Annotated in this window: 18 protein-coding genes and 4 pseudogenes; 15 read left to right on the top strand and 7 right to left on the bottom strand. The window is 59.6% G+C overall.

Annotated features, from left to right (window positions below; translation table 11 throughout):
- Positions 1-94: 94 nt before the first annotated feature.
- Positions 95-373 carry a DNA -binding domain-containing protein gene (locus ACSKB8_RS04335; protein WP_438102748.1) on the top strand — a complete coding sequence of 93 codons (279 nt, stop codon included), beginning with the start codon at positions 95-97 and terminating at the stop codon, positions 371-373.
- 150 nt (positions 374-523) lie between these two features.
- Here the strand turns inward: ACSKB8_RS04335 and ACSKB8_RS04330 are convergent.
- A pseudogene (locus tag ACSKB8_RS04330) lies at positions 524-857 on the bottom strand (transposase); the annotation flags it as partial.
- Positions 858-1,258: 401 nt separating this feature from the next.
- Here ACSKB8_RS04330 and ACSKB8_RS04325 point away from each other — a divergent pair.
- Positions 1,259-2,029, top strand: coding sequence for a YopT-type cysteine protease domain-containing protein (locus ACSKB8_RS04325; RefSeq protein ID WP_438102747.1), 771 nt, complete (start codon positions 1,259-1,261; stop codon positions 2,027-2,029).
- A 508-nt stretch (positions 2,030-2,537) separates the two neighbouring features.
- A pseudogene (locus ACSKB8_RS04320) lies at positions 2,538-2,927 on the top strand (transposase); the annotation flags it as partial.
- 177 nt (positions 2,928-3,104) lie between these two features.
- Here the strand turns inward: ACSKB8_RS04320 and ACSKB8_RS04315 are convergent.
- On the bottom strand, positions 3,105-3,359 hold the full coding sequence (locus ACSKB8_RS04315) for a helix-turn-helix domain-containing protein (protein ID WP_438102745.1): 255 nt from the start codon (positions 3,357-3,359) through the stop codon (positions 3,105-3,107).
- A 162-nt stretch (positions 3,360-3,521) separates the two neighbouring features.
- Between ACSKB8_RS04315 and ACSKB8_RS04310 the strand changes: the two genes are divergently transcribed.
- The 11 genes and pseudogenes from ACSKB8_RS04310 to ACSKB8_RS04260 all read left to right on the top strand — a co-directional run bounded on the left by ACSKB8_RS04310 (position 3,522) and on the right by ACSKB8_RS04260 (position 13,285).
- Entirely contained in the window at positions 3,522-3,797 is a 276-nt protein-coding gene (locus ACSKB8_RS04310) for a DNA -binding domain-containing protein (RefSeq protein ID WP_438102743.1), read from the top strand.
- Positions 3,682-4,146 carry a transcriptional regulator domain-containing protein gene (locus tag ACSKB8_RS04305; RefSeq protein ID WP_438102741.1) on the top strand — a complete coding sequence of 155 codons (465 nt, stop codon included), beginning with the start codon at positions 3,682-3,684 and terminating at the stop codon, positions 4,144-4,146. The genes ACSKB8_RS04310 and ACSKB8_RS04305 overlap by 116 nt, the downstream gene beginning before the upstream one ends.
- A gap of 49 nt (positions 4,147-4,195) precedes the next feature.
- Positions 4,196-4,729, top strand: a complete 534-nt coding sequence (locus ACSKB8_RS04300; protein ID WP_438102740.1) for a DUF2285 domain-containing protein — start codon at positions 4,196-4,198, stop codon at positions 4,727-4,729.
- 971 nt (positions 4,730-5,700) lie between these two features.
- Positions 5,701-5,979 carry a helix-turn-helix transcriptional regulator gene (locus ACSKB8_RS04295; RefSeq protein ID WP_438102738.1) on the top strand — a complete coding sequence of 93 codons (279 nt, stop codon included), beginning with the start codon at positions 5,701-5,703 and terminating at the stop codon, positions 5,977-5,979.
- Between the two features lie 2 nt (positions 5,980-5,981).
- Positions 5,982-6,479, top strand: a pseudogene (locus ACSKB8_RS04290) (replication initiator protein A); the annotation flags it as partial.
- Positions 6,480-6,684: 205 nt separating this feature from the next.
- Positions 6,685-7,149, top strand: a complete 465-nt coding sequence (locus tag ACSKB8_RS04285) for a DUF2840 domain-containing protein (protein ID WP_438102736.1) — start codon at positions 6,685-6,687, stop codon at positions 7,147-7,149.
- Between the two features lie 11 nt (positions 7,150-7,160).
- Positions 7,161-7,655: a S26 family signal peptidase gene (locus ACSKB8_RS04280; RefSeq protein ID WP_438102735.1), complete on the top strand. Its 495-nt coding sequence runs from the start codon at positions 7,161-7,163 to the stop codon at positions 7,653-7,655.
- 203 nt (positions 7,656-7,858) lie between these two features.
- A complete protein-coding gene (locus ACSKB8_RS04275) occupies positions 7,859-8,566 on the top strand; it encodes a lytic transglycosylase domain-containing protein (RefSeq protein ID WP_438102733.1) in 708 nt (235 codons plus the stop codon).
- A 246-nt stretch (positions 8,567-8,812) separates the two neighbouring features.
- Entirely contained in the window at positions 8,813-10,564 is a 1,752-nt protein-coding gene (locus ACSKB8_RS04270; RefSeq protein ID WP_438102731.1) for a relaxase/mobilization nuclease domain-containing protein, read from the top strand.
- Between the two features lie 272 nt (positions 10,565-10,836).
- Positions 10,837-12,838, top strand: a pseudogene (locus ACSKB8_RS04265) (conjugal transfer protein TraG).
- Positions 12,839-12,847: 9 nt separating this feature from the next.
- The gene (locus tag ACSKB8_RS04260; RefSeq protein ID WP_438102729.1) at positions 12,848-13,285 is read left to right on the top strand and encodes a CopG family transcriptional regulator; all 438 of its coding nucleotides are present in this window, start codon (positions 12,848-12,850) and stop codon (positions 13,283-13,285) included.
- An 890-nt stretch (positions 13,286-14,175) separates the two neighbouring features.
- Here the strand turns inward: ACSKB8_RS04260 and ACSKB8_RS04255 are convergent.
- From ACSKB8_RS04255 to ACSKB8_RS04235, 5 genes are all read right to left on the bottom strand, one after another.
- Positions 14,176-15,423 (bottom strand): MFS transporter, encoded by a 1,248-nt coding sequence (locus ACSKB8_RS04255; RefSeq protein WP_438102727.1) that lies wholly within the window; start codon positions 15,421-15,423, stop codon positions 14,176-14,178.
- Positions 15,420-16,361, bottom strand: a complete 942-nt coding sequence (locus ACSKB8_RS04250; protein WP_438102726.1) for a sulfotransferase family protein — start codon at positions 16,359-16,361, stop codon at positions 15,420-15,422. Before ACSKB8_RS04250 ends, ACSKB8_RS04255 begins: the two co-directional genes overlap by 4 nt.
- 29 nt (positions 16,362-16,390) lie before the next feature.
- Positions 16,391-17,701, bottom strand: coding sequence for an aminotransferase class III-fold pyridoxal phosphate-dependent enzyme (locus ACSKB8_RS04245; protein ID WP_438102724.1), 1,311 nt, complete (start codon positions 17,699-17,701; stop codon positions 16,391-16,393).
- Positions 17,702-17,726: 25 nt separating this feature from the next.
- Positions 17,727-19,241 (bottom strand): FAD-dependent oxidoreductase, encoded by a 1,515-nt coding sequence (locus ACSKB8_RS04240; RefSeq protein ID WP_438102722.1) that lies wholly within the window; start codon positions 19,239-19,241, stop codon positions 17,727-17,729.
- Positions 19,242-20,334: 1,093 nt separating this feature from the next.
- Positions 20,335-21,189, bottom strand: coding sequence for an SPASM domain-containing protein (locus ACSKB8_RS04235; RefSeq protein WP_438102721.1), 855 nt, complete (start codon positions 21,187-21,189; stop codon positions 20,335-20,337).
- Between the two features lie 1,069 nt (positions 21,190-22,258).
- Here ACSKB8_RS04235 and ACSKB8_RS04230 point away from each other — a divergent pair.
- Positions 22,259-24,061 (top strand): ABC transporter ATP-binding protein, encoded by a 1,803-nt coding sequence (locus tag ACSKB8_RS04230; protein ID WP_438102719.1) that lies wholly within the window; start codon positions 22,259-22,261, stop codon positions 24,059-24,061.
- Positions 24,062-24,241: the final 180 nt, after the last annotated feature.

Genomic DNA, 24,241 nt, shown 5'->3' with positions numbered 1-24,241 from the left:
CAGCCATTTGGCAGGCCATCAAACCACTGGCTATAGCCATCCTATTGCACTAAGTTCGTCAAATGCAGATGGCGAACTCGGCGCGTGGGCTGACATGAAAAAGCTGGCGTTAGATCCAGATCTCGCGGACGTCGTGCCGAATGAGTCGGTGCTGACGAGCTATGACGAGCAGCATCTCGTGACGTATTGGCGTCTCCTCGATGCTGAGGCCGATGGAGCCGACTGGAAAGAAGTTGCGCGGATCGTGTTGCATCTTGATCCCGATTGCGAGCCCGTCCGCGCTCGCAATGCATATGACGGCCATTTGGCTCGTGCAAAATGGATGGCTCACCATGGCTACGGCCACTTGCTTCGCATTTGCGCCCCCAAGTAGTAAAATCTTTCGTATAGATCGCGCTCGAGGCAAGGAATTTCTCTCGCTGATGGGCGTGATCGCGTACGTGCATCACGTAATGCACAATTCGTGGCTCCGGGCCCACCTTGGCCGGTTGCGACCAAGAATTCGGGGACGCCCGTCGAAGTTGCGCGTGCTCAGTACGCCGCGCGAGCGGCCAAGCGCCTGATCTTCAGATCCCTTTTTCGCCGGGCGTGCTAATGCGCCCGGACGATGGTGGAATCGACGATCATATATTCCAAGTCCGGATCATCGGACATCGCCTCGAAGATCCGCCACCAAACACGCTTGATGCTCAATCGGCTGAAGCGCCGGAATACGCTGTTCCATTCCCCGACGGCCTCCGGAAGATCCGCTAGGCAGAGCCCGTGCGCACGACCCAAAGCGCACCTTCCACCAACATCCGGTTATCCCGCCCGGTCGAGCCCTTCTGGTCCGACCGGCCTATGATCAGCGGCGCCATTCACTCCCAGGCCGCGTCGCTCAGTACCAAGCGATCCATCCCACCCAACGCTGCCTCCCAAAAAGAAGACTTGAATCTGATTTGCTCTCAAATGGGTACCCTTAAAGTCCAGGCCGCCTAGAGCTTGCACGTCATCACCTGCATCATAGGCTGCACGAACTCGGTGCGCGCCACCATCATGCAGCAGTTCACTCCCTTCACGTTGAACGCGAGCATTGGGAAAGAGAGAACTGGATGAACAAGATCCTGATGTTCCGTTTCCGGTTGCCTCCGCGTCGCTAGCGGTGCTCCAAAGGTTGCTCTCGGACTTGGGCAACACCCGCCAATCAGCTTGCCGTCAGCTTGACTGAGTATCGTTCGCAACGCGGGAGCGACACAACCTTAGCAAAGGCGAAATCGACATGCTCAATCAAATCAGCCACTCATCAACACTCGCTGGCCAAACTGATGAGCTAAGCGAGTCGGCAAACAGTGACAGGTTTGATAAAGCTCTTGCGGGTCTGCCTGAAAGAATGGGGTGCTGCACCAGCAAGGCAGATGCCTCGGATCCAGCCAACCCCGGCACATCCTCTCCACCTAGGATGAGCATCTCGCTGTCCCGACAAAGGACGGCCGAATTGCAGGACGCGAACAGAGCTAACATCTGCGTTGGGCTCACTGCAGGATGGCTCAGCAATCTCCCGAACAGCCCGAGATCCCGAATGGCTGCGCTGGCACCCGGCTCGGATGGGCACCACGCAGCGGCTGCGTGCCAGCGGAACTATGAGGGGCTTATGCGATCTTCGCGAAACGAGGAGATAGGAAGGTCTGAGGCGGGTTTTCGTGCAAGGGCCACCGTGTTGAGGGACGCTGGCTTGCATCCGTCCGAAACAGGGAACACATACACATTTGGCAATGCAACGAGCTTCTCGGAATTGGCGCGCAAAATCACCGCCGATGGGAGAAAGTATTCGCTCAGCTTGTGTTTCGAGCGGGGTGGACGACGCGAAAGACACTTGGTTGCGACATCAGCGTCGGGCGGAATGGTTACGCTGTTCGATCCGAACTATGGAGAATTTGCTGTCCGACCACAGGAGATCGGTGAGTTGTTCGAAAACCTCGCCAATCGTTACAGGAATCCCAATGGATTGCAATTGTTGAGCATCACCACGCAAAGGGTACGGACTGAGTAAGGACTGCAGTAGGCCACGAATGGACGCCCAGGCCACCGGGGCCTCCGATCTGTTTCACAGAGTATCCTCCGGTGCTGCGATCGCGGCAGCATGGTCGGTTTGTTACCCGCTCAAGCTCAAGAGCCTCCCTTGGGATTTGATGGTCTTGCGGCCGAACATGCATTTGAGGTCACGTACCCGTTCGAGCCGCCGGACCTCGGATCGGCGCGACCACATCATCCTCCTCCCGCACTGCTTCCTTGTTCGCTTCTCTCATCAGCCGTCTCCATCGGAAGACTATGCTCGAGAGGCTTCATGGCGACGGGCAGCGTTTCGTGGACGACCAAAGCTTCAGTTCCGTCGTAAACCGACGCTGGCGGCAACGTCGGTGATGACTTCCACCTTCGAAAACCTCGCTGACATAGACGTATGCCACAGATGGCGTGGACTCTAAGGAGTTTCTTTTAGGCGCAAATTTGATTCAAGGCTTCTTTTTGGGAGGCGACGTTGGGTGTGATAGAGAGGCAATAAGCGTGTTTGCCGGCGGATCTTCGAGGCGATGTCCGGTGATCCAGACTTGGAATATTTGATCGTCGATTCCACCATCGTCCGGGCGCATCAGTACGCCGGCCGCTCGCGCGGCCACGAAGATACATATGGCCGCTCGCGGACTGCGATGTCCCGTATGGTTCACGCTCACCGCAGGCCAGAAGGGCGATGCACCGCAAGCCGCCGCATTGATCGAGGGACTGCCCGCCGTCGTCGTCATCGCAGCCTATGATGCCGATCTTTGCGCCAGGACATCGCGGCCTAGCGAGTGCTCGCCGTCATCCCCGACAGCCCGTCACGCGGCTCAAATATCCGCTCGACAAGCATCTCTATGTCCTGCGTCGCACTCGTGGAGTGCTGCTTCTCCAAACCCGCTTCGAAAAACCGCCCGGCATTATCGCGCACTTTCGCTGCCACTCGACTTGTGGATGCAATAAGTGTCCATACTAGCTCCGCCAATGCCCGGTCCTATCTAATAGGGACGGGCACTCTTGACGCCGGCAGCAAGCCTCACCGAGATGGGGATCCATCCGGATCGACCGCATTCCTATGAATTTCGCTTCCCTGTCTTGGGACGCTGTTTGCAAAATTCTTCATCAGGCAAGACAAGGTCGACGTGGCTGACGCCCAGGACGTCTGCGAGCTCGAACAGCGTCACCACAGTCGGATTGCGCCGACCAGTCTCCAACCCGCTGATGTATTGCTGAGTAAAGCCGGATGCCTCGGCGAATTTCTCCTGCGTGAAGCCTTTCCGCTTCCGCAGCTTTACGAAATTCCGGCCCACCAACTTGCGCATGTCCATCCGCGCAAGTTGCGTCTTTACATACTCTGAGGTTTATCTCCTATAATGTGTATTCCGGGTGGGACGGAACCAGGAATAGGCCTAAAGTGTGGCTTGCAACGAGCAAGCCCCCAGCCTTGAGTCGCCACGCGCACGTTTGTTCTCATTCTTTGCGGGATTCTTATGCAAACACCGCTTGCTCCCGATGTCGCAGACCTGGCGCCCACAGATGCGGCGTTGACGCCGTATGACGAGCAGCATCTGGTGACGTATTGGCGACTCCTCGATGCCGAGGCCGATGGCGCCGACTGGAAAGAAGTTTCCAGGATCGTGCTGCATCTTGATGCCGACCGCGAACCCGACCGCGCTCGCAATGCATTCGACAGCCATTTGGCGCGGGCGAAATGGATGGCTGAGCGCGGCTACCGTCACTTGCTCCGCACCGACGGCCCCAAATAGCAAAATTATATCGTCCGGGCTGCGCCACTTAGAAAAGATCTCTCTCATTGATAGGGTGATCGCCTGCGTGCATCACCGTGATGCACAATTAGGGACTTCCGCGACAACCCAAGGCTTAATAGACACTGCGCCGCAATTTCTTTGGCGGGAGATCACAGCAGTGTCTAAATTCGACTGGCGCTCACCGGAGTCGTATCAGAGCGTTACAGCCGGCGAGATGTCGGATTTCGCTTGGGAAAGCCTCCGTCGCAATCCCGAATATCAAGCTGACTACCGCGACACGTTCGCGAAACACGGGCAAGCGACGCCTGAATTCCGGAGGAGATGGGGCCTCTGCTTTCGCTCATGACCCGCAGAGGTCTTTTCAGGAGCAAACCATCTTCTGGGCGCCGGAGGCCATGCCAGCTGTGCTACCCGTCGTTCAAAGCGATGCCGGTTCGGGCAGCGTTGCCGTTGGGCTTGCCCTTGCCGATCTTCCTTCGCACAGCATCCGACAGGCAGCTGATGGTTGGCATGCGGTATTGCGAATTCACGGAACCCAACATCACCTGTGGCTGAAACAGGCCCAGCGTTTAGGTGCGGCTTATGCGATCGAACTGCCGATACTCGATCCGGACTTCGAGATTCGCGCGCACGCCTCAATTCGATTGTGGCGTGCGATCAATGGTCGCTCGCCAAGACGTCCGATTGATCAACTATCGGCACACCGACGCAAGCGATTGGCCCTGACTCTGCGTGCCCTCGATGGGCGCATGGATGGGATTTCCTATCGTGCCATCGCCGAGGTGCTGTTTGGCCCAAGACGCATCTCTGAGCAGGCCTGGAAAACCCACGAGCTGCGTAGCCGAGTTATTCGCCTGGTTCGGTCGGGTTTCGCGCTGATGCGAGGTGGCTATCGCGCATTGCTCCGTCCTTCATCTCGTAAGGAATAGAGAGGGGACGATGATGTTCGTCGGCCCTTGAAAGCACTCGGTCGCGCCGTTGTGACGGAACTACGACGTAACCTTTGGGAAGTGCTGCAGAGACGTTGGCTACCTGTCGCCCTCCCTGCACGCTCACCTCAGCTTTATGCTGGGGTTCAGTAAGACAAGCCGGTCGCATCCTTTCGGATGCTGGATGGCGTTCCGGCAGCTGCTCCCTGAATTTGGCGAGTTCGAGTGTGGCACGACGGCTTATGGATGTCGTGCGCGCCCGGAGATCCCCGAATTCTGACGAGAGCAAGTTAACGATTGTTCTGATCTGTGCCGGATACCTCGGCCACCTGTGTCTCAAATGCCGCATGTAGTTCTCCACTTCCATGTCGCTGCGCATGACAGCCGAAGCTGCGGGTTAAGCAGTCTCTGAAATGAAGAGGTATGCCCAAGCCGCACGAGCTTGCCTCACAGCATCACCACTCAGCCAACCCGTACGAATGGCCTCCGGGCAGTACCTCTGATGCGGCTTCGAAGCCGTGAGCGCCTCGTCAGCTGCGCTGCGATTGAACTTGCGACCCGCAAATTCTCCTCCCTCTTGGATTCGGCTAAACGTTGCGCTCGAAGAGATATCGAGGAGCCTAAAAGCTAACGAGGAGTTCTCTCCAGTTTGCCGGCCCAAACTGTTTCGCTCGGCGCCGCCAGCTGCGATGTCAAATACCGCGTCGTCCTGCAAGCGTTTTATTCGGGCTTGCAACGGGTTTAGCACGCCTCTCGACCTCCGAACCGCGCACGGATTGTCGCTTTGTGCAACCTGATTCGCATTGATGTGCGGCGACCGATCGGCCTGTCTCTTGCAAGGAACCGAACAGGGGGTGCCGAAAATCATCCCTGCATCTTCGGCATCCCCCTAAGCGCTTCTACTCCGCCATGATGCTCGTCGGCGCGCGATCAATCTCGCCCGTCCTCCAGACGAGCACGGAGCCTCTCAAATGCCCGATCCGACTGCCGGCTTGCCGCCGCGATATTTGCGCACCCCTGAAGCGGCGCGCTTTCTCGGCCTCTCCGGCCGAACTCTGGAAAAGCATCGCACCTATGGCACTGGACCGACCTATCGCAAGCTCGGCGGTCGTGTTGTTTATGCGCTCGAAGACCTAAAAGCGTGGGCAGACCGCGGAGCCAAGAAATCAACCAGCGATCCAGGCGTAGGGACGGTTTTGCCCGCAAAGCGCCACACACCTATTCCGTATGCGGGCAAGGAACGGCGCTGACCATGTCGGATGCCAAATCATCTGCCAATGGGCGACGTCGTTCGGAGCGCGGTCAACTCGATCTGTGTCGCTCATTGCGCGGCAATCCCGCACCACGCGTTGCGCGAGATTTGATGGTGCATCCGTTCTTCTCGCTGGCAAGGTCGAAACGGGTCGTGCCGATCGACTTCCGCGCTGGGACACTCACGATTCGTGTGGACGCTGTGCCGGACCGGGGCACGGCGGCGATTTGGGATGCAGAGGTTTTGATCTGGGCCGCTCCGCAGATCGTCGCGGCCCGCGACGCCGGCCTGAAAACGTCCAGATTGATGGCGGCCACTCCATGTGAAATCCTGACCTTTGTAAGCCGCGGCACCAGCGTGCGCGACTCTGAGCGACCCAAGGCTCAACTCGTCCGGCTGCAACCAACAACGGTCCTGAGCTCAATTCGACTGCCGACCGAGCGCCGACGGCATCGCTTCCGCTGGATCAACGAATGGCGCGAGACAGCCGATCCGCACGACGTGGAATCCTTCGGATTCCTGCTAACGGATCAGATGTTTTGGGTTTGCGATCAGCAGGACAACCGTCGCAAGGCTTGCGCAGCGGCGCCTTACGGCGTTTCACGACAAGCGCTCAGCCGCTGCCGATCTCAGTGCTGCCCCTTTTCGAGGACAAGCGCCGTTTGGGCGGTCCAGAGATGTCTTTGAGCAAAGGAGCCGCCAGATGAGTGAACTCACAACTGTTGAAATCTTGTGGCTTAAAGGGCGAATCGAGAATCGAATTCGATTCGGCCGGCCGGTGTCGGAAAAGATCATCGACCGCCACCGCCGCGTTCTTTCTTTTGCGACCGGCAGCATCTTCGCGTTCGTGCGCTGGACGTCCAACGATTTTGGGAGCGTTCTGTCCCGCATCGACATTTTACGCGCCGCATCGTCACGGCAACGGTATTCAACGATCCCTTGGGTTATTCCCGGCGGGGAGAGCCTGCTGCGATTATCAGGATGGACAAAAGTTGAGCGCGCATTGCAATTGATCGATGCGGTGGAGGCGCTCGGTATCGATCCTGCCGATGCTGCACCGGATTACTGGCATCATGTTCACAACCGTCTCTCTGTCAGCGAAACCCCGCGAACCTACACTCAGGCGCGCCATCAGGCTTGGCTGCGACGTCGAAAGCGAGGGCTCTGATGGGACGGTCAATGATTATTTTGGCGATCTGCGGATCGGTAGCTCTCGCGTTTTCGTCCGACAGAGAGGCGGCGCCATCGTACATCTGGAACGCTTCAGAGAGCGTCCCGATCGGTCTCTATCGTCTCCAGCCAGCGCCACGATTGACGGTTACCGAGCTTGTGGCAGTTCGGCCGCCCGAGCCACTTGCGAGCTTCCTCGACCTGAATGGCTATCTGCCAACCGGTGTTCCCATGCTCAAGCGCGTCCTGGCGTTGCCTGGACAAACCGTTTGCAGAAATGGCCTCGCCATCTCAGTCGATAACATTGAGATGGGACTGGCGCAGGAGCGCGACACACGTGGCCGGCCGCTGCCGGCTTGGCGCGGATGCCGCATCATAGCGCCAGATGAAGTGTTTCTCATGAACTGGCAGTCAGCTGACTCGTTCGATGGGCGTTACTTTGGACCCATCCCAGCATCCGCCATCATCGGGCAAGCCCTGCCGGTGTGGACAGAGGGAGACTGATCTTGCTCGGTCCAATTCGTGGAGATGCAGTTTCGCTAGTCGATGGGTCACAGCACTCCTGCTCCGTTCCGGCCAGATTTCTGCAGACAATCGCGCGGGGTGCCTGGCGGCGATCGCCTCACATTCTGCGGCCGGACCGGCCTCCCACGACCTGCTCGAGCGCAAGCGCCTACGCTTTGATCCGTGCAATGACAGTCCGCCTGTTGGGCGCTGTTCTGGTGCTTCAATCCCCGGCACATGCTTTGGCGCAGACGGAAATAACGGCGCTCGGCGTGCTGTCGCCGAGCTCTCCGCTTACAGATTTGTATGCTGCTTTCTTGACTGAAGCATCTCGACGATTTGCCATCCCGGAGCACTGGATTCGTGCCGTTCTGCAAGTCGAGAGCGGCGGAAATGTGCGCGCCGTTTCATCTCGAGGCGCGTTAGGCCTGATGCAAATCATGCCCCGGACTTGGGTGGAGCTAAGTACTCGCTACAATCTCGGTGTCGACCCCTTTGAGCCCCACGACAACATTCTCGCAGGTACGGCCTACATTCGCGAGATGCTGGACCGGTTTGGATCAGAAGGATTTCTCGCAGCTTACAACGCCGGTCCAACGCGCTACGAGGCCTATCTGGCCACGGGACGGCCACTCCCTGACGAAACCAAAATCTACGTTGCTAGGCTCGTACGGTTGATTGGCATCAATCAGCACAAGCATGCGACTTTGGCCATTTCGCAAGCTGTTCCGTGGCGGCAGGCAGCACTATTCTTTGACCGCTCCGATAGCTGGCCGGCTATGTCGAGATCAACATCCGTTCTGCATCCAATGAACAATCCGAAAGATCTCCCGAACATGGGCAGGCTCGCGCGCGTACCAGGCGCGACCGAGCTTTTTATGCAGCGATCGACCGAAACGGGGTCCCGATGATCGCAATCGCATTTCGTCGTGTGTCGTCGAAGTTTGTCGCGAGTTGGAGAGTGTTGGGGAACTTGCAGGGACCAGCCGACCGCGGATGGCAAGGGAAAAGGCCGGCCGTCGGTCCGGCGCTTGTGGTTGGTTGGATTGGGAAATTAGCCATCTGCGCACCTGCTCCTGCCATCACTTCTGCAAATTACCTCAACAAAATCATCCTCGACCGCGCCATCCCTCAGCGACGCGCGGCTTTTTTGCGCCATGACAATGCGCGACGATGACCTGCGCGTCCGACCTGGGCGCATTGACCACGGCAATCGTGGTGCGAGGCGGCCGCAGACGTTCGTCGGACAGGTCATGCGTGCTGCTAAGAGGGCCGGGCACGTTGGCAACACCTTTCGGTCAGGTTCGGACCGCAGCCGTTCCCGCTTTGGCCGCGGCCGGCGTGCGGCAATCTCGATCCGCTTGCGTTCGAACGGCAGGCGCGTGGTCACGAAGGCGCGCGTGGTGCGCCATCGGGGGACACGATTCCGCTCTGCGCCACTGGCCAAGCACGTCGCCTATCTTAAACGTGGGGGCGTTACACGCGATGGCCAGGATGCTTCGATGTTCGACGCAAGCTCTGATGCCGCCGACGATCGGGGTTTCGCCGAGCGCTGCGAGGGCGACCGTCACCATTTCCGGTTCATTATCTCGCCTGAGGACGCCGCAGCGCTTGGTGACCTGAAGGCATTTACTCGCGAGCTTCTGCGCGACGTCGAAAAAGATCTCGCGACCAAGCTCGATTGGATTGCAGTCGATCACTGGAACACGGACAACCCGCATGTCCATCTCCTGATTCGCGGCCGCGCCGACGACGGACAGGATCTTGTGATCAGCCGCGAGTACATCAGCCGCGGTTTGCGGGATCGCGCCGCCGAGCGCATCACCCTTGAGTTAGGCCCTCGGAGCGAACAGGAGGTTCGCACCAGCCTTGAACGGGAGGTCGAGGCTGAGCGCTGGACCAGCCTTGACCGAGCGCTGCGCGAGATCTGCGATGACTGCGCCGGTGTGGCCGACCTCAGGCTTGGGCGCAAGGGTGAGGATCCTGAACTGCGTCCCCTGCTGCTGGGCAGGGCGGTCAAGCTCGAACGCCTCGGCCTCGCCGAATCCACAGGTCCCGCCTGCTGGACCTTAAAACCGGGGCTGGAGCAGACCCTTCGTCAGCTCGGCATGCGCGGCGACATCATCAAAACCATGCATCGAGCGATGAGTGCCGAGGGGCGGGAGCCGGACATCGCCACCTTTGCCCTCCACGGAGAAGAACCCACAGATCCGGTCCTTGGCCGCCTGGTTCAACGTGGTCTGGACGATGAGTTGAAGGGGACCGCTTATGCGATCGTCGCAGGCGTCGATGGCCGAACCCATCATCTGCGGTTCGGCGACCTCGAATTTACCGGCGATGCGCCAGCCGGTGCTATCGTCGAGCTGCGCGCCTACACGGATGCGACCGGAAAACCTCGCATGTCACTAGCCGGTCGCTCGGACCTGTCGATCGAGGAGCAGGTGAGCGCGAGGGGTGCCACCTGGCTCGACCGCCAGCTTCTCGCCAAAAATCCGCCGCTCAGCGGAGGCGGCTTTGGCGCTGAGGTGCGGTCCGCAATGGATGCACGGCTCGATCACCTCGCCGGCCAAGGCCTTGTGCACCGGTACGGACAGCGCATCGTGTTTGCACGCGACTTGCTCGCGACTTTGCAGCAGCGTGATCTGCAAGCCGCGACTGCCAAGCTTTCCGGAGAGTCGGGACTTACCTATCAACCCTCAACTGAGGGCGATCATGTGACCGGCATCTACCGCCAGCGCGTGACGCTTGCCTCCGGGCGTTTCGCCATGATCGACGATGGGCTCGGCTTTGAGTTGGTGCCGTGGCGGCCGGCTCTCGAACAACATCTCGGAAAGCAGGTATCTGGCATCATGATGCCTGGCGGTAGAGTAGAATGGCAGCTGGGCCGCAAGAAAGGATTGGGGCTATAGCTGATGGCAGCGTGCCCGATCGCGTCGGCCGACGGCAAGCATTGCTCGGCGCCAAGCCTGGAAACGGAGCGGCGAGGTCGCGATAGTCATGTCCGGCAGTCCTTGCCGCCACAACAGCAGGGAAAAATTGCATCCGAGGACAAGGAATAGCTGGCGGATTCCCCGGAGCTTCAAGTCCAAGATCATCCTGTACTTACGCTACAGCCACCATTTCTACGCTCGCTCAAATCTAGCCTTGTGGTCAAGGCTGGCAGGGTCGATGAACATTTGTCATGTCTTCGACGAAGGTCCTTTGGGGCCAAATCACCCTTGTCCTTGCCATCGTGCTCATGACCACCTGGGCGGCGACGGAGTGGGTTGCCTGGAAGCTCGGTTTCCAGCCGCAGCTCGGGCAGCCGTGGTTTGAGCTCGGGCATGGGAAGCCCGTGTACCTGCCTCCCGCGTTTTTCTGGTGGTGGTATGCCTACGATGCCTATGCGCCAGTGATATTCACTGAGGGAGCCTGCATCGCAGCTTCGGGTGGCATCATTTCGATTGTAGTTGCTTTTGCCATGTCGGTCTGGCGAGCCCAAGAGGCGAAGACGGCCGCAACCTACGGCTCTGCACGTTGGGCGCTGGCTTCCGAACTTCGATCAGCGCAGCTTACCGGGCCGGATGGCGTCATCCTCGGGCGGTTTGATCACAGCTATCTCAGGCACAATGGGCCTGAGCACGTACTCTGCTTTGCGCCTACGCGATCGGGCAAGGGTGTCGGCCTCGTCGTTCCCACCCTTCTGACCTGGCCGGGTAGTTGCATCGTCCACGACATCAAGGGCGAGAACTGGAGTCTGACGTCCGGTTTTCGCTCTGCGTATGGACGCGTCCTGCTATTCGACCCGACGAACCGAAACTCTGCGGCTTACAATCCACTGCTCGAGGTCCGTCGGGGAGAATGGGAGGTTCGGGATGTCCAGAACATCGCGGACGTCCTGGTGGACCCTGAAGGTGCACTCGAACGACGCAGTCACTGGGAAAAGACAAGCCACTCGCTCCTGGTTGGCGGCATCCTGCACGTGCTTTACGCCGAGCCGGACAAGACATTGGCGGGCGTCGCCAACTTTCTTTCGGACCCCAAGCGTCCCATCGAGGCGACGCTGCGCGCGATGATGACAACGCCGCACCTCGGCGACGCCGGTCCGCATCCCGTCATTGCGTCCGCAGCGCGCGAGCTTCTGAACAAGAGCGAAAATGAGCGCTCCGGCGTGCTTTCGACCGCGATGTCTTTCCTCGGGCTGTACCGCGATCCGGTCGTGGCGCGGGTCACGCGCTGCAGCGATTGGCGTATTCGCGATTTCGTGGAGGCAAAGCGACCGACAACGCTCTATCTGGTCGTGCCGCCCTCGGATATCAGCCGGACCAAGCCGCTTGTGCGGTTGATCCTCAACCAGATCGGACGGCGGCTCACAGAAGATCTCCACGCCGCGGCACGCCAGCATCGTGTGCTGCTGATGCTTGACGAGTTCCCTGCTTTGGGCCGGCTCGACTTCTTCGAATCGGCGCTAGCATTCATGGCGGGTTATGGCCTGAAGAGTTTCTTAATCGCCCAATCCCTGAATCAGGCTCGAAAAGGCCTACGGCCCCAATAATTCCATTCTCGATAATTGTCATGTCCGCGTCGCATTCGCGACGAACGACGAAAGAACCGCAAGACGGGTCTCAGAAGCGCTCGGAATGTCGACCGAACTGCGCGCCATGAAAAACTATGCTGGTCACAGGTTAAGCCCTTGGCTGGGGCACCTGATGGTGTCCAGGCAAGAAACGGCGCGACCCCTGTTGACCCCCGGCGAAGTCATGCAGTTGCCGTCGGACGATGAACTCGTGTTGGTCTCGGGCTGCCCGCCGATCCGAGCCAAGAAGGCGCGCTATTACGAAGATCCACGACTGCGTGAACGGGTACTCCCTCCAGCTCGGCCCGGTAACAGTGAAGATGGCATGAAGTCGCCTCCCGACGATTGGAGCAGGCTGCCTTCGCCTGTCGCCTCAGGGGCCAATCAGAAGCGTCCCACAGACCACACGACGTCCAGCAGTGATCCCGCTAATGGCGGCATTCGGCGCGAACCGGAGCTCGACCAGCACGAGGAGGTGGAGATGGACCGCAGCACGGAAAGGGCAGAGTTCGAGTTTGCCGATGAGGAGGGTGACGATGAGGTCCAGCGCGCCGGCGTTCTTCGTAAGCAGGCGTCGGGCCTTGCGCGTCAGGCGGCAATGGATCCGGGCGACGGTCTCGATCTCTGAGTTGAGGACATGCGTACAAAGCATACTTTTCGTCTGCCGCCGGATCTCGCTGTTCAGCTTGCTGACTATGCCAGCCGCAAGCGAGTGGCTCAGGCTCTCGTTGTAGAGACGGCGTTATCGACGTTCTTGTCGCCAGACAGTTCTGAGCGAATGGAGGCAGCGCTCAGCCGCCGTTTGGACCGACTGACCCGCCAAATCGAGCGGCTTGAACGCCACGTCACGATTTCGAACGAAGCGCTAGCCCTGTTCGTTCGCTTTTGGCTGACGGCGACTCCGCCTTTGCCTGACACGGCGCAACCAGCAGCCCAGGCCAAAGGACGCGAGCGCTACGATTCATTCGTCGAAGCATTAGGCCGACGCTTGGCAAAGGGACAGAGTTTTGCCAAGGAGGTTAGCTCGGACGTACAGCCAAGCGATGAAGGGCCGGAGAAGTCCGGTCCCGCGTAAGTTCGCGGGGCATTTTTAGTCTGCACCAATCCCGTGCTCGAAGGACGTCTGGTGCTGGTGTCAGCAACATCAAACTTTCACTGCAGCTAAGCACTTGCCGTGCGTCTCGGCCGCCCTGTCGCCGAAAACGACCGCGGTCAGCATGAGTAGCACCCACGCGGCGAGACATCGAAGGAGCTTGAATTGGCCGTCGCGTCAAGTTGTACAGATTTACGAAGGCATGTCCGCGAAAGCATCGGCAAATGAAGCAACCGCTTCGCATTATTGTACTATGTTCTGCTTTCGCTTTGCTCGGGCTGACTCGAGTTGCGCCTGCGGACTCAGTCCGGCGCTACGAATGCACCATAGACGGAACCGATCGAGAGCCGGTAGGTGATCGGAATGGGCACGTTATTGTCAGCCTTCAATACACCTGCCGCGTCAAAGATGGGTTGTTGAGGGACGCGGGAATCACGGCCATATCGGTCAGCGAGTGGGACAGTGAGAAAGGGACGTACTTGGCTTCCCTCGACGTTCATCGCGCGCTTGAAGGATATGCGGTTGGTCAGCTCTTGGAGGGGACGGCTCCTCGGTCATGGAAGGCAACAGGGCTGCCGGCATCGCAGCTTCTGGTAAGACCGTGTTTAAGTTCGCATCCGGCTCTCTCGCGGCTCTGTCAGGAAAGACGGTGAAATTCACGACCAAGCCCATCGGGTCTCGCAGATTTGAGATGGAGTTCACAGCTTGGCCGGACGCTGCTCAAAGAAAGTGACTCGCGTCATGGGCCCAGTCCTATGGTGGATCGGGACCGGCCAGTCCCGCCGGATCCAACGTTCTTCTTTAGAGTATTCCGTAGTTCGACGCGCCGAGCTTGGGGCGTTATACTCATTCGCGGCTGTCGATTCCTGGTATCACAGATGCAAGCTGTGGGTGCGGCGCAGGGGCGATAGCCAGATCCATAGCACGGAGGCGACGGCCAGCGCGCTGCTGGCCAGTAGCGCAGTGCGCAGTCCAGGTCCGGCCCCGACTGCGCCGCCAAGTAGGGCGCCCAGCGGCGCAAGCCCCCACACCAGGCTCCGAATGCTCGCGTTGACGCGGCCCAGCGCCCGAGGCGGCGCCAGCGCGTATCGAACGGAGACTTGGTGCACGTTGTAGATCTCTTGACCAAACGACAGTATGAACTGGGACAGCGCCACGCAAATGACTGCCGCCGACCGCGGCTGTGTGAACAGCGCTGCCAGAGTCATGCCCGCGGCGCTGAGCGCCAAGGTAACCATCAATACCGGCCCGACGCCGATCACGCGGCCGGCCCATGCTGCGGTGACCGCGCCCCCAATACCACCCAGCGCGCCGATGCTGAGAACCAAGCCCGTCGTCCAACCGTCCAAACCAAGATGTTGGGTCAGGTAAAGCACAAAAACCGCAGAGTAAGCGTTGTAGCAGAAGATGAAGCTGCCGGTCGCCAACGTAACCGCCCGCAGCATCGGGTTGCCAAACACGGCCGTCAGTCCTTCCGCGATCTGACCAATTACCGAGCTCGATCTAGCTGGCGTCGGCTCGGCCGCGCGGGCCGGCACCAGCGGCAGCAAGAGAGTGGCCAGCACGAAGGAGGCCGAGTCGGCGAGAATCGCGGTTGGCGCGGAGAACGCGCTGACCAGCCAACCTGCCAGGAACGGACCGATGGTCACGACGCAAGATCTGCTGAGCTGCCAGGAACTCTGCGCTCTGACGAGTCGAGCCCGATCCACGACGGTTGGCACGCACGCCAGATACGCGACCTCGGCGATCACCGCAGCCGTCCCGACAAGCGTGGTTGCCATATAAAGTTGGACCATTCCAAGTTGGCCAAGGCTGGCGAGCAGCGGAATCGTTGCGAGCGTTAGGGCCATCACTAAATTGGCAGTCAACAGGATGCATCGGTGTGGGAGGCGGTCCACGATCACCCCGGCAATCAGGCCAATTACGAGGTACGGCGCCCGACCGCAGGCGAGCAGCAACCCGGTCTGTCCCGGACCCGCTCCCAGCAGAGTGATCGCCGTCAGCGGTAGCGCCAGCACCGTCACTTCGGATCCCAATTCCGACACCGTACGCCCGACGAGCAGCCATAGGTAGCCGCGCGGCAATCCGCGAGGCGGGGTGGAGATATGGGTGGGATTCATGCGTCGATGGCCGAGCTCGAGGCCGACAGATAGCCCAACCGGGCCAATTCGCCGCCCGCGATCCGCTCGAATTCCGCGACTTCCGTGAGCGTCAGATCCTGCCTGAAGCGGCCAAGGCGGCCAGCGTGCAGCGGTTTGCCCGCGGACTCGGCTGCCGGGTGGCCGTGCGGGCTTTCGAACAGTGCGTGCTCATGTTCGGCGTGGCGCAGCACGGCTTCGTCCCAGGGTAGTTGCAGGTGATCCAAAATCTGCATCAGGCTGGGACGGGGGTGAGTTACTAGATCCTCATAGCGCACCTCAAGATAACGCTCCGGTGGCGCGAGGAGATGCGGCAGAGATACGACTTCAAGCCAGCCTTGCGCAGCGTCTGCCACGGTCTGGTAACCCCAGTCGGGCACCGTTTTCAAATGCGAGGCGGCAAGGTCGCGGCCATCCCTTACAATGTGTACAAAATGCGCATGCGGCCACAGCTGGGCAAAGATGCCGATTTGGGTGATCTTGCGTTGCAGCTTCAGTCCCCATCGCCTTGCCCCGGTTTGTGCCCTTCGGAACTCGCCGATCTCATTAATCAGCCTGCATCTGTCGGCGAATGAAACGATGTCACTCTCTGACTCCGCCATCACCTTGGTGACGAGCTTGCGCACATCATCCAAGGTCAGGCCGAACCGCTGGCACTGCACGACGAAGTGCGCGCCATCATACCAGAACGGGTCAATCAAGCTTTTGGTCTTGCCCGTAACCCGGGGATCCCTGGCTTCGAGGAGATCGGTCGCTTCCAGAATGTGCGAGCCGAGGTTCAACGGTTCCAGGAAGTCGATCTCCGGCCCCACCACCAGATCGGCATGAGAGTCCAGTACGACGCTCAGCAATGTGGTACCGGATCGGTTTTCGCCGCCGAGCAGAACCGGCGAGGTAGAGAACGCGTCGGCCTCGGACATGGGAGTGTCTCCTGTTCGATTGCTGGTGTTCATGGGTGGCTCGGCGCGGTGAACCAACGCCGAACGGAATCCGGCGTGGCGAGGAAATGGTCACTTGCGAACCGCACCGCAGCTGCGATTGGATCCGGATCGTAGCCAATGGTCTCTGCCCGCCTCTCGACCGCCAGCAAGGCGTGACCGGCGGCTTCAATCGCGGCCCGCACGTCGGCATCGGACAAGGCCGCGGACGGCATGAACCGGCCGCCGTACTGCATGAGGAAGCCGCGCGACCACATCTCCTGAAAGAAAGCGTGACCAAGGTCTGGGTTGGCAAACACGACATCGAACATGGTTGGCCATGCGAATGCGCGCGCTTGAACCCCCTGGCTGGCGAAGATCTGGTTGAGGCCGTTGATGAGTTGCTCGCCAACCTGGCGCATCCGAGCGAGCGAGGCGCCATCGCGCAGCGCATCCAGCGTGCTCAGCGCGGCCGCGAAAGGCGTGATCTCGCGTTGATAGGTGTTGCCCAGGTAGGTCTTTTCGGCTGCGTTGAGCACGTCTGCGCGGCCAGCCACTGCCGACAGCGCCATGCCATTGGCAAGCCCCTTGCTGAGTGTGATCAGGTCGGGCGCAAGCCCGATCGCGGTATGATAGCCGCCGAGGCCATAGCGGAACCCCGTCATCACTTCGTCGAGGATGAGCAGGGCACCGTAGCGGTGCACCATATTCTGCAATTCCCGGTGATATTCGGGTGGGAAGAAGTTGACTTCGGGTGTGACGATCACCGCAGCGACGCGTTGCGCGCGGGCAAACTTGTCGAGCAATCTCAAATCATATTGGAAGTCGACACTGTCCCGGTCCCGATCAGCTAGCCCCATCGGGGGACGGTCCTGCAAGTGCCAGTCGTGCCAACCGTGATATCCGCTGGTCAGCACAAGGTTCACACCCGTGTGCGCGCGAGCGAGGCGGACTGCGGCGGTCGTGGCGCAGGAGCCGGTGCGGAAAAATATCGAGCGTTGCGCGAGCGGGAATATCTTGGCGAGCCGCTCCGCCAACTCGACCCGGTGCTCCGACAAGGGCCCGGGCAGGATCCCGCCGGTGCGGCGCATTTCCGAGGCCACGTGATCGACGACCGGTTCGTATCCGGCTCCAAGCGGCGCAGCCCCGCTGCAGGAGGTGAGATCGACGTATCGTCTTCCCTCGACATCCCAGACATGCGCACCGGAGGCACGGCTCATCACGACCGGAAAACGCCGATTGAGGTCCCACTTTTCCGACGCAGTAACCCGCAAAGCGCGGCGCAATGCGGATCTGTGCGTATCCCTCGCGACCACCGTGGCATTAGGGGGGCTGGTGAACATCAACAATTCTCCGGTCACAGCCTGCTCAGGCAAGCTGCGTAATGATTCTCCGAGCGATCCGTAGCGCGTTTGCCTGAATGGTGAAGGTCGGGTTGACGCCGCTGGGGTAGGGGAAAAATCCGCCGTCCGCGACATAGAGATTGTCGATGTCGTGCACGCGACCCCAGCGGTCAACCACCGATTCCTTCGGATCAATCCCTGCTCGACAGCCGCCATGCAGATGACCACTACCTAATTGATAGTTGGAATCCTCGTACTTGATCTTTTTTACGCCTGCCTCGGCAAGCAAGTCCGAGGCGCGACGGGACAAATAGTCCAATCGGCTCTTGTCCAGTGGATGGGTCTTGTATTCGAGAATGATCTTCGGCAGACCCAATCGATCGCGACTGTTCGCCAATCGAACGGCGTTGCTCCGCATGGGCTGATCGGCCGCCAGGAAATGCACTCTTAACTTAAGCTTCCCGCCGCTGACCTCGCGCTCTGCCGGGCTGGCTTCGTACAGAAGTCCGCCTAAGCCGGATGGCGCGTCCGCGTCGAGGTAGTGATCGGTCATCGCAACGGTGGAGAACGGACCGCCGGGCGGATGCGACGGCAAGCGATCCATCATAATGGTGCCAGACACGTAGCCGCTGATTTTGAAGCAGATGCCGCTGCCGACCATGCCGGTGGAGTTGCCGATACCGCGAGGTGCGGCGGGCTGCGCGGATCTTAGCAGCAAGCCGGCAGACTGGATCGCGTTGCCAGCGAGCACTACGCAGCGGGCGCGGACCCGAGCGCGTTGTTGGATGACAGTGTCCAGCCACTCCACTGAGGCGACGCGGCTGACGCTGCCAAGCTCGATATGCACAGCCTTGCTGCCTGAGGCAACCGTTAGGGCGCCGCACGGCAGTGACACATCCGTGAATGGCGAGCGCGCATCGGCGCGCGCGCCGCTTGGACAGAGGTGTTCGTTGCACGGGCCACACCGGTCACAGGCCGCTTGACCGCGATAGGGGACCGAGTTGATCGCGAGCGGTGTCGGGAACGGCAACCGGCCCAGGCGTCGTCCCGCAGTGGCGATCAGACTGCCCTGCAGGCTATATTTGTGCGGCGGCAGCAGGGCGGGATCGCTGGGCGGCTCGAGTGGATCAGCGCCGGCCAATCGGGCAACCCCCATCCGCCGCTCAAGCTCTTCGTAATAGGGGCGCAGTTCGCCGTAACCGAAAGGCCAGACCGGGTCGAGCGCGTCCGCGGCAACATGCGCTCGTGCATCGAAGTCGACGGCGCGACAGCGGAATGCGATCCCGGCGTACAGCGTCATGCCGCCGCCCAGTGCCGATACAGTCCAGGGACGGCCTCGCGGGATCAATGTCCCGGACGGAGAGCGCACCAGGGCGTTACCAAAACCACGTTGGACACTCTTCAATGAAGCGCCGGCAGGAAGCGCCTGGCCTGCTTCGAGGACGAGCACCTGGAATCCATTTCGGGCGATCTCGTGGGCAACTATCGAGCCACTGGCACCACTGCCGACTACGCACACATCAACGGCGTTGGACGTCATTGTCCCACCTGCGACAAAAACATCAACCATCCATCATGGCGATGTCCATCATTTGGGTAGGTCGAGACGGCTGTGAGAACAGCCACCGCCAGCGTGAACGTTCGTCCTGGTCAGACGTCGCAACCTACCTTGAGACTCGTACAATATGACGTTCCGTACGATTCAAGCCCTTTGCGCGCGATCGCATTGATATGTTCAAGAACGTCTGAAGTGGCGAACGGATCGAATATTGAGAGACCAGTATCTCGGAAGCACTTGGCGTCTGGTTTGCTGATGAAGCACCGGCAGCCGCAGCGTTTAGACCCCCCATTTCATTCTTATCTCGAATGGGAAGCCCAAAAACAGTGGTGCAGGGGTTCAACACAACTCAAAAGGATCATGACTGCAAGGCGCGTACCATGAGGCCAAGTGGCCGGGTTACTTTCGGAGCCCTCCTTGCGGCTCGTGCAATAAATGAGGTTCGGCCTCAGTGAGAGGCGTCTACTCGCAACGGGCATGACCGTTGGCGCTACACATTGCGATGCCGTATGTAGACGGTACTGCAGTGTGACGTTGCTAGCTTCGTATGATTTTGGCAGGCGACTTCCGGAGGATTGCCCGAAGATCAGCTGCATGCCCGGAATAACTCCTGCGGGATGGTTGGAGGTCTAAAAGCAAAGTACGCAGGCTCTGTCGTAGCCTCGACAAGTTTGGCGAGAGCAGGTTCAGGTCGATCCCTTCGGCACTGGGCTCCGATTAGAGCCGATCTAACTCCGCGTGAGTGTAGGCGGCTATCCTGCCGCAAACCGCCCGTTCAGATAGGGAGACGACGTCCGAGACTGAAAGCTTCAGTGCAAATAGCTCGGCGTAGAATGTTTGCTCAGCGTGGTGTACGTCCGCGAGTATGCCAAAAGATGCGCGTTGGGTTACTCTGCAGAAAGACGCGAGTTCTTGCAGATATTGATGTTCGTAATTCAGTGATCGATTGTCTGATGAATTTGCGACACGGTGGGTGATATGCGCCGAGCCGGGCAAGGAACTGCGGACCAGCTCAGCAGGATACAGCCAATATTCCGTGCCTAGCTTCGCGCAGGTTCGCCCAAATACCTACACGTCAGCATTTAGCTGCTTTCGATCCGGCAGATTCACACATCCGGCAAAGCAAAAAACCCTCTTTTCCGGCCATGCGAGCGGAAATTTCACCAAAAGCTGGTCCTTCGAAGAGATCTTTATACTCGTCGCGGAGAAGATTGCCTAAGACGTGGCGTCGCTCAAAATCCATGCAGCAAAGAGTAACGTCGCCGTTTGGGAGAAGAAGATTGCGATGGTATCGTTCGTCAGCACATGTCACGGCGCCTGCGATTGAATGCCCTGCTTCAACGATGTCAGGATGGACTTCTGCGCTGTGGGGGCGTGAGCGAACCAGCGCCTTCTCGGGGATTATCTCGACGAGATCAGGATGAACGTCGCCCACGACCATGAATAGCATCGAGGAAATGTCGGCCTCGACAAGTTGACGCACCAAATCGACATACTCGCCTCTGACGAGGCGGCTGTTCATGTAGCTGCCGTCATCGAAGACATGGACTAAGAAGACCCGGAAATGTAGGGCTTGCAGCCGTCGCAGATCCCGCCCGTTCATTCCTACAAGCGTTGTCGAGACCCGGATGCCGTGGCCTGATGCGTAGGCATGCTCAACCATATCGGTGCAAGCTGGATTGAGCCACGGTTCCGAGTAGCCCGCAAAGCTGATGTCGACAATGGTTGGTACGCGCGCCAAACATTTCTTGAAATCGTCGAGACGAAGATGCTTTGCACCAGATACAGCTCGTTGCCGAAGGGCAAACTTGTCCTGCGGACAATAAGAACATCCGACGACACAGCCCGTGGTCGTAGTTACTTCCAGGACCCTGCCGTCGGGGATCGCAGAATGGGGATCCTCTATCTTCGTCGAATTGTTCACTTTCACGGCCCTCTCGGTGTCCAAAATAGGAGATCTCGATGGAGGCCGCGCGATTTGCGCCCCTCATGCGGGTCACTGATACATCATCTCAAAATAATGGGGCATAAGCGCGACGCGCTGAAGCTCAAGCGCTGTAGATCATTCACGCGCATGGCTCACCTCCCGCTGCCTTGATTGAAAGTGAAGCAGGGCGCTTTGGTGCCGAGAAAGGAGTCCCGCTCATCTCGATGTTTGTGGTTCCTCTTTCGAGAAGGAACGCATGGTTGGTGTTGAGTGAGTATCTGATCGTTGCAACAACATCTGTCCTGCGTCGCGGCGACTATCCATCAGTCAATGGGGCCACGAGAAATGTTACCGGCATTGCGGAACGTAGGGTCGAGCCTATGAGGGCAACATACGATATTACCATACGTGCGAATCAAAGCTCTCTCGATGCCAGCGGAATGGAAGCGCGCTTTGAGTTTGACTGTTTAGCCGGCGCGTGAAGCGATTAATTCTACGCCTGCTGTCCACGAAAGGTGCTCCTTTCGCGCCGAGGTCAACTACTAGGCTTGGCAATTGATTGAGGTGACGGGCACGTGGCATTTCATGTGCGTCCCCCGTGTCTTCGGGATCTAACATCAATATGGCCGCGCCGAATCCGATGGGCCCTGCTGCCTTCTCACCTGCAATCATGAAATTGCGATCGTTTCATTCCCTGGGACACGATACTGGGCTCTCTTTTTGGTCGCCGACAGCTTACATGCACGCAAACGTTCTCGAGCAAACGGGCAGGTTACCGTGCCGGGCCTGCTCTCCGGCTACTGTTCGAAGGAGAGGTCTTTCTCGAGCAGGATTGGCATTGTGAGCGAATTCTTCGGGCTTGTAACACAAGAGGCGGGTCGTTCTCGTTGGCATGAGAGGAAGCTTCGTTGGAAACCTAGGGTCCCTTGTTTCGGCGGCTTCGACGGTTTGCGCCGAGCACTTCGCTTAGATGAGGAATGCGGGGCGAATTGCGCTGCTCGATCGCGCCTTTGTGATGCGGGGTCAATTCAGATGGCGCCGACTCGCCCGCTGGGCATCTTCGGATTGCGGCATGACCGATCTGGTTGACAAACGTCCTATCGCGATCCGCGCGGTGATTCCGTTCGTTTTCCGTCACTGGCTGCTCCAGCCCTACCGCGCCGCTCTTGTGCTGGTTGGCTTCCTGGGTGCAACGGCGGCCGACCTGTTCATGCCGTTATACTCGGGCCATCTCGTCGACGCATTGACGTCAGGCCCTTACAACAACGCCGCGCGACATGCGGCGCTGGCCGCCTTCGGCGGTATCGTCGCACTTGGCCTGGTTTCGATGATCCTGCGCCTCATAGGTCTGCAAGCAATCGTTCCGTTCACGCTCAAGACGATGTCGGACGTGGCGCGCGAGGCCTTCATGCGAGTCCAGCGGTTCTCAACCGATTGGCACACCAACTCTTTCGCCGGATCGAGCGTTCGGAAGATCACGCGCGGCATGTGGGCCCTCGATCTGCTCAACACTACCATCCTGATATCCCTGTTGCCGTCCCTGACGGTCCTGGTCGGTTCGATGATCCTGCTCGGGCTGCATTGGAGTGTACTGGGCGGCGTGATCGCGATTGGTGCGGAAATCTATGTCGCCGTGACATTGATGTTCGCGGTCCGCTATATTGCGCCCGCCGCTCGAGTCTCCAACGCGTGGGATACCAAGATCGGCGGCACGCTAGCCGATGCGCTGACTTGCAATGCGGTGGTAAAATCATTCGGCGCGGAAGAGCGCGAGGATGCGCGGCTCGCCCGCACCATCAAGCGCTGGCGGGTGCGGTTTCTGCGAACCTGGCAGCGCTACAACTGCGCCGCCATGGCTCAGCTCTCCATCCTGTTGTGCCTGCGGACGTCAGTGATCGGCGGCTCGCTGCTGCTGTGGATGGCGGGGCTCGCCTCGCCGGGCGACGTCGCCTATGTGCTGACCAGCTACTACGTTATCCACGCGTATCTGCGCGAGGTCGGCCTGTACATTAACAACCTCCAGCGCTCGGTCAACGACATGGAGGAGCTCGTCGCGCTCCACGACGAGCCGATCGGGGTCGTGGACGTGCCGGATGCCAAGCCGATCGCGATTGAAGGCGGCGAGATCGTATTCGACGACGTCACTTTTCAGTATGGTCTTGATTGCGTCCCGCTCTATGACAAGCTATCGGTTGATATAAGCGCCGGTGAGCGGGTCGGACTGGTCGGTCACTCCGGCTCCGGCAAGACGACCTTCATCAAGCTGGTGCAGCGTCTCTATGATGTCTCGGGCGGCCGCATTCTGATCGACGGTCAGGACATTGCTCTAGCCACACAGCAATCGCTCCGCAGCCAGATAGCCGTCGTGCAGCAGGAGCCGATCCTGTTCCACCGCTCCCTCGCTGAGAACATTGCCTATGGTCGGCCCGGAGCCGGTATGGGAGCGATCGAGCGGGCGGCGCGGCTCGCCAATGCACACGAGTTCATCTTACGCCTGCGCAAGGGTTACGGCACGCTGGTAGGTGAGCGCGGTGTCAAGCTCTCAGGCGGCGAGCGGCAGCGCATCGCGCTGGCGCGCGCCTTTCTAGCTGACGCTCCGGTGCTGATCCTGGACGAGGCAACCTCAAGCCTCGACTCCGAATCGGAAGCCCTCATCCAAGAAGCGATGGAGCGGCTGATGAAGGGCCGCACCTCGATCGTGATCGCACATCGCCTGTCGACAGTGCGCGGCCTCGACCGCATCCTGGTGTTTGACCGCGGCATCATCGCCGAGCAGGGCACGCATGCTGCCCTGACGAGGCGACCCGGCGGGATCTATAGGCGGCTGCTCGAGAGCCAAGCCACCGAGTTCGACCGGATCTCTGCGGCAGGCTAGGGAGTAGGGATGGCACTGCGGCCTCGATCGTTGAGCCGGGGCGCAGGCTTAAGATTCAGCTTAATGGAGAGGCACAGGAAGTCGAGGTTCAACATAGCTGAAGTTCAAACAGAATCGGCGCGGAACGGGGGGATGCAAATCTCGAGTTGGCCAGTAGCAGTTCACAACTTTGCGATGTGT

Origin of the sequence: Bradyrhizobium sp. BR 1432, assembly GCF_051547705.1 — a bacterium.
Lineage (GTDB): Bacteria > Pseudomonadota > Alphaproteobacteria > Rhizobiales > Xanthobacteraceae > Bradyrhizobium > Bradyrhizobium zhanjiangense.
The sequence above is the reverse complement of the archived record's forward strand: the minus strand, read 5'-3'. Positions and strand labels throughout refer to the sequence as shown.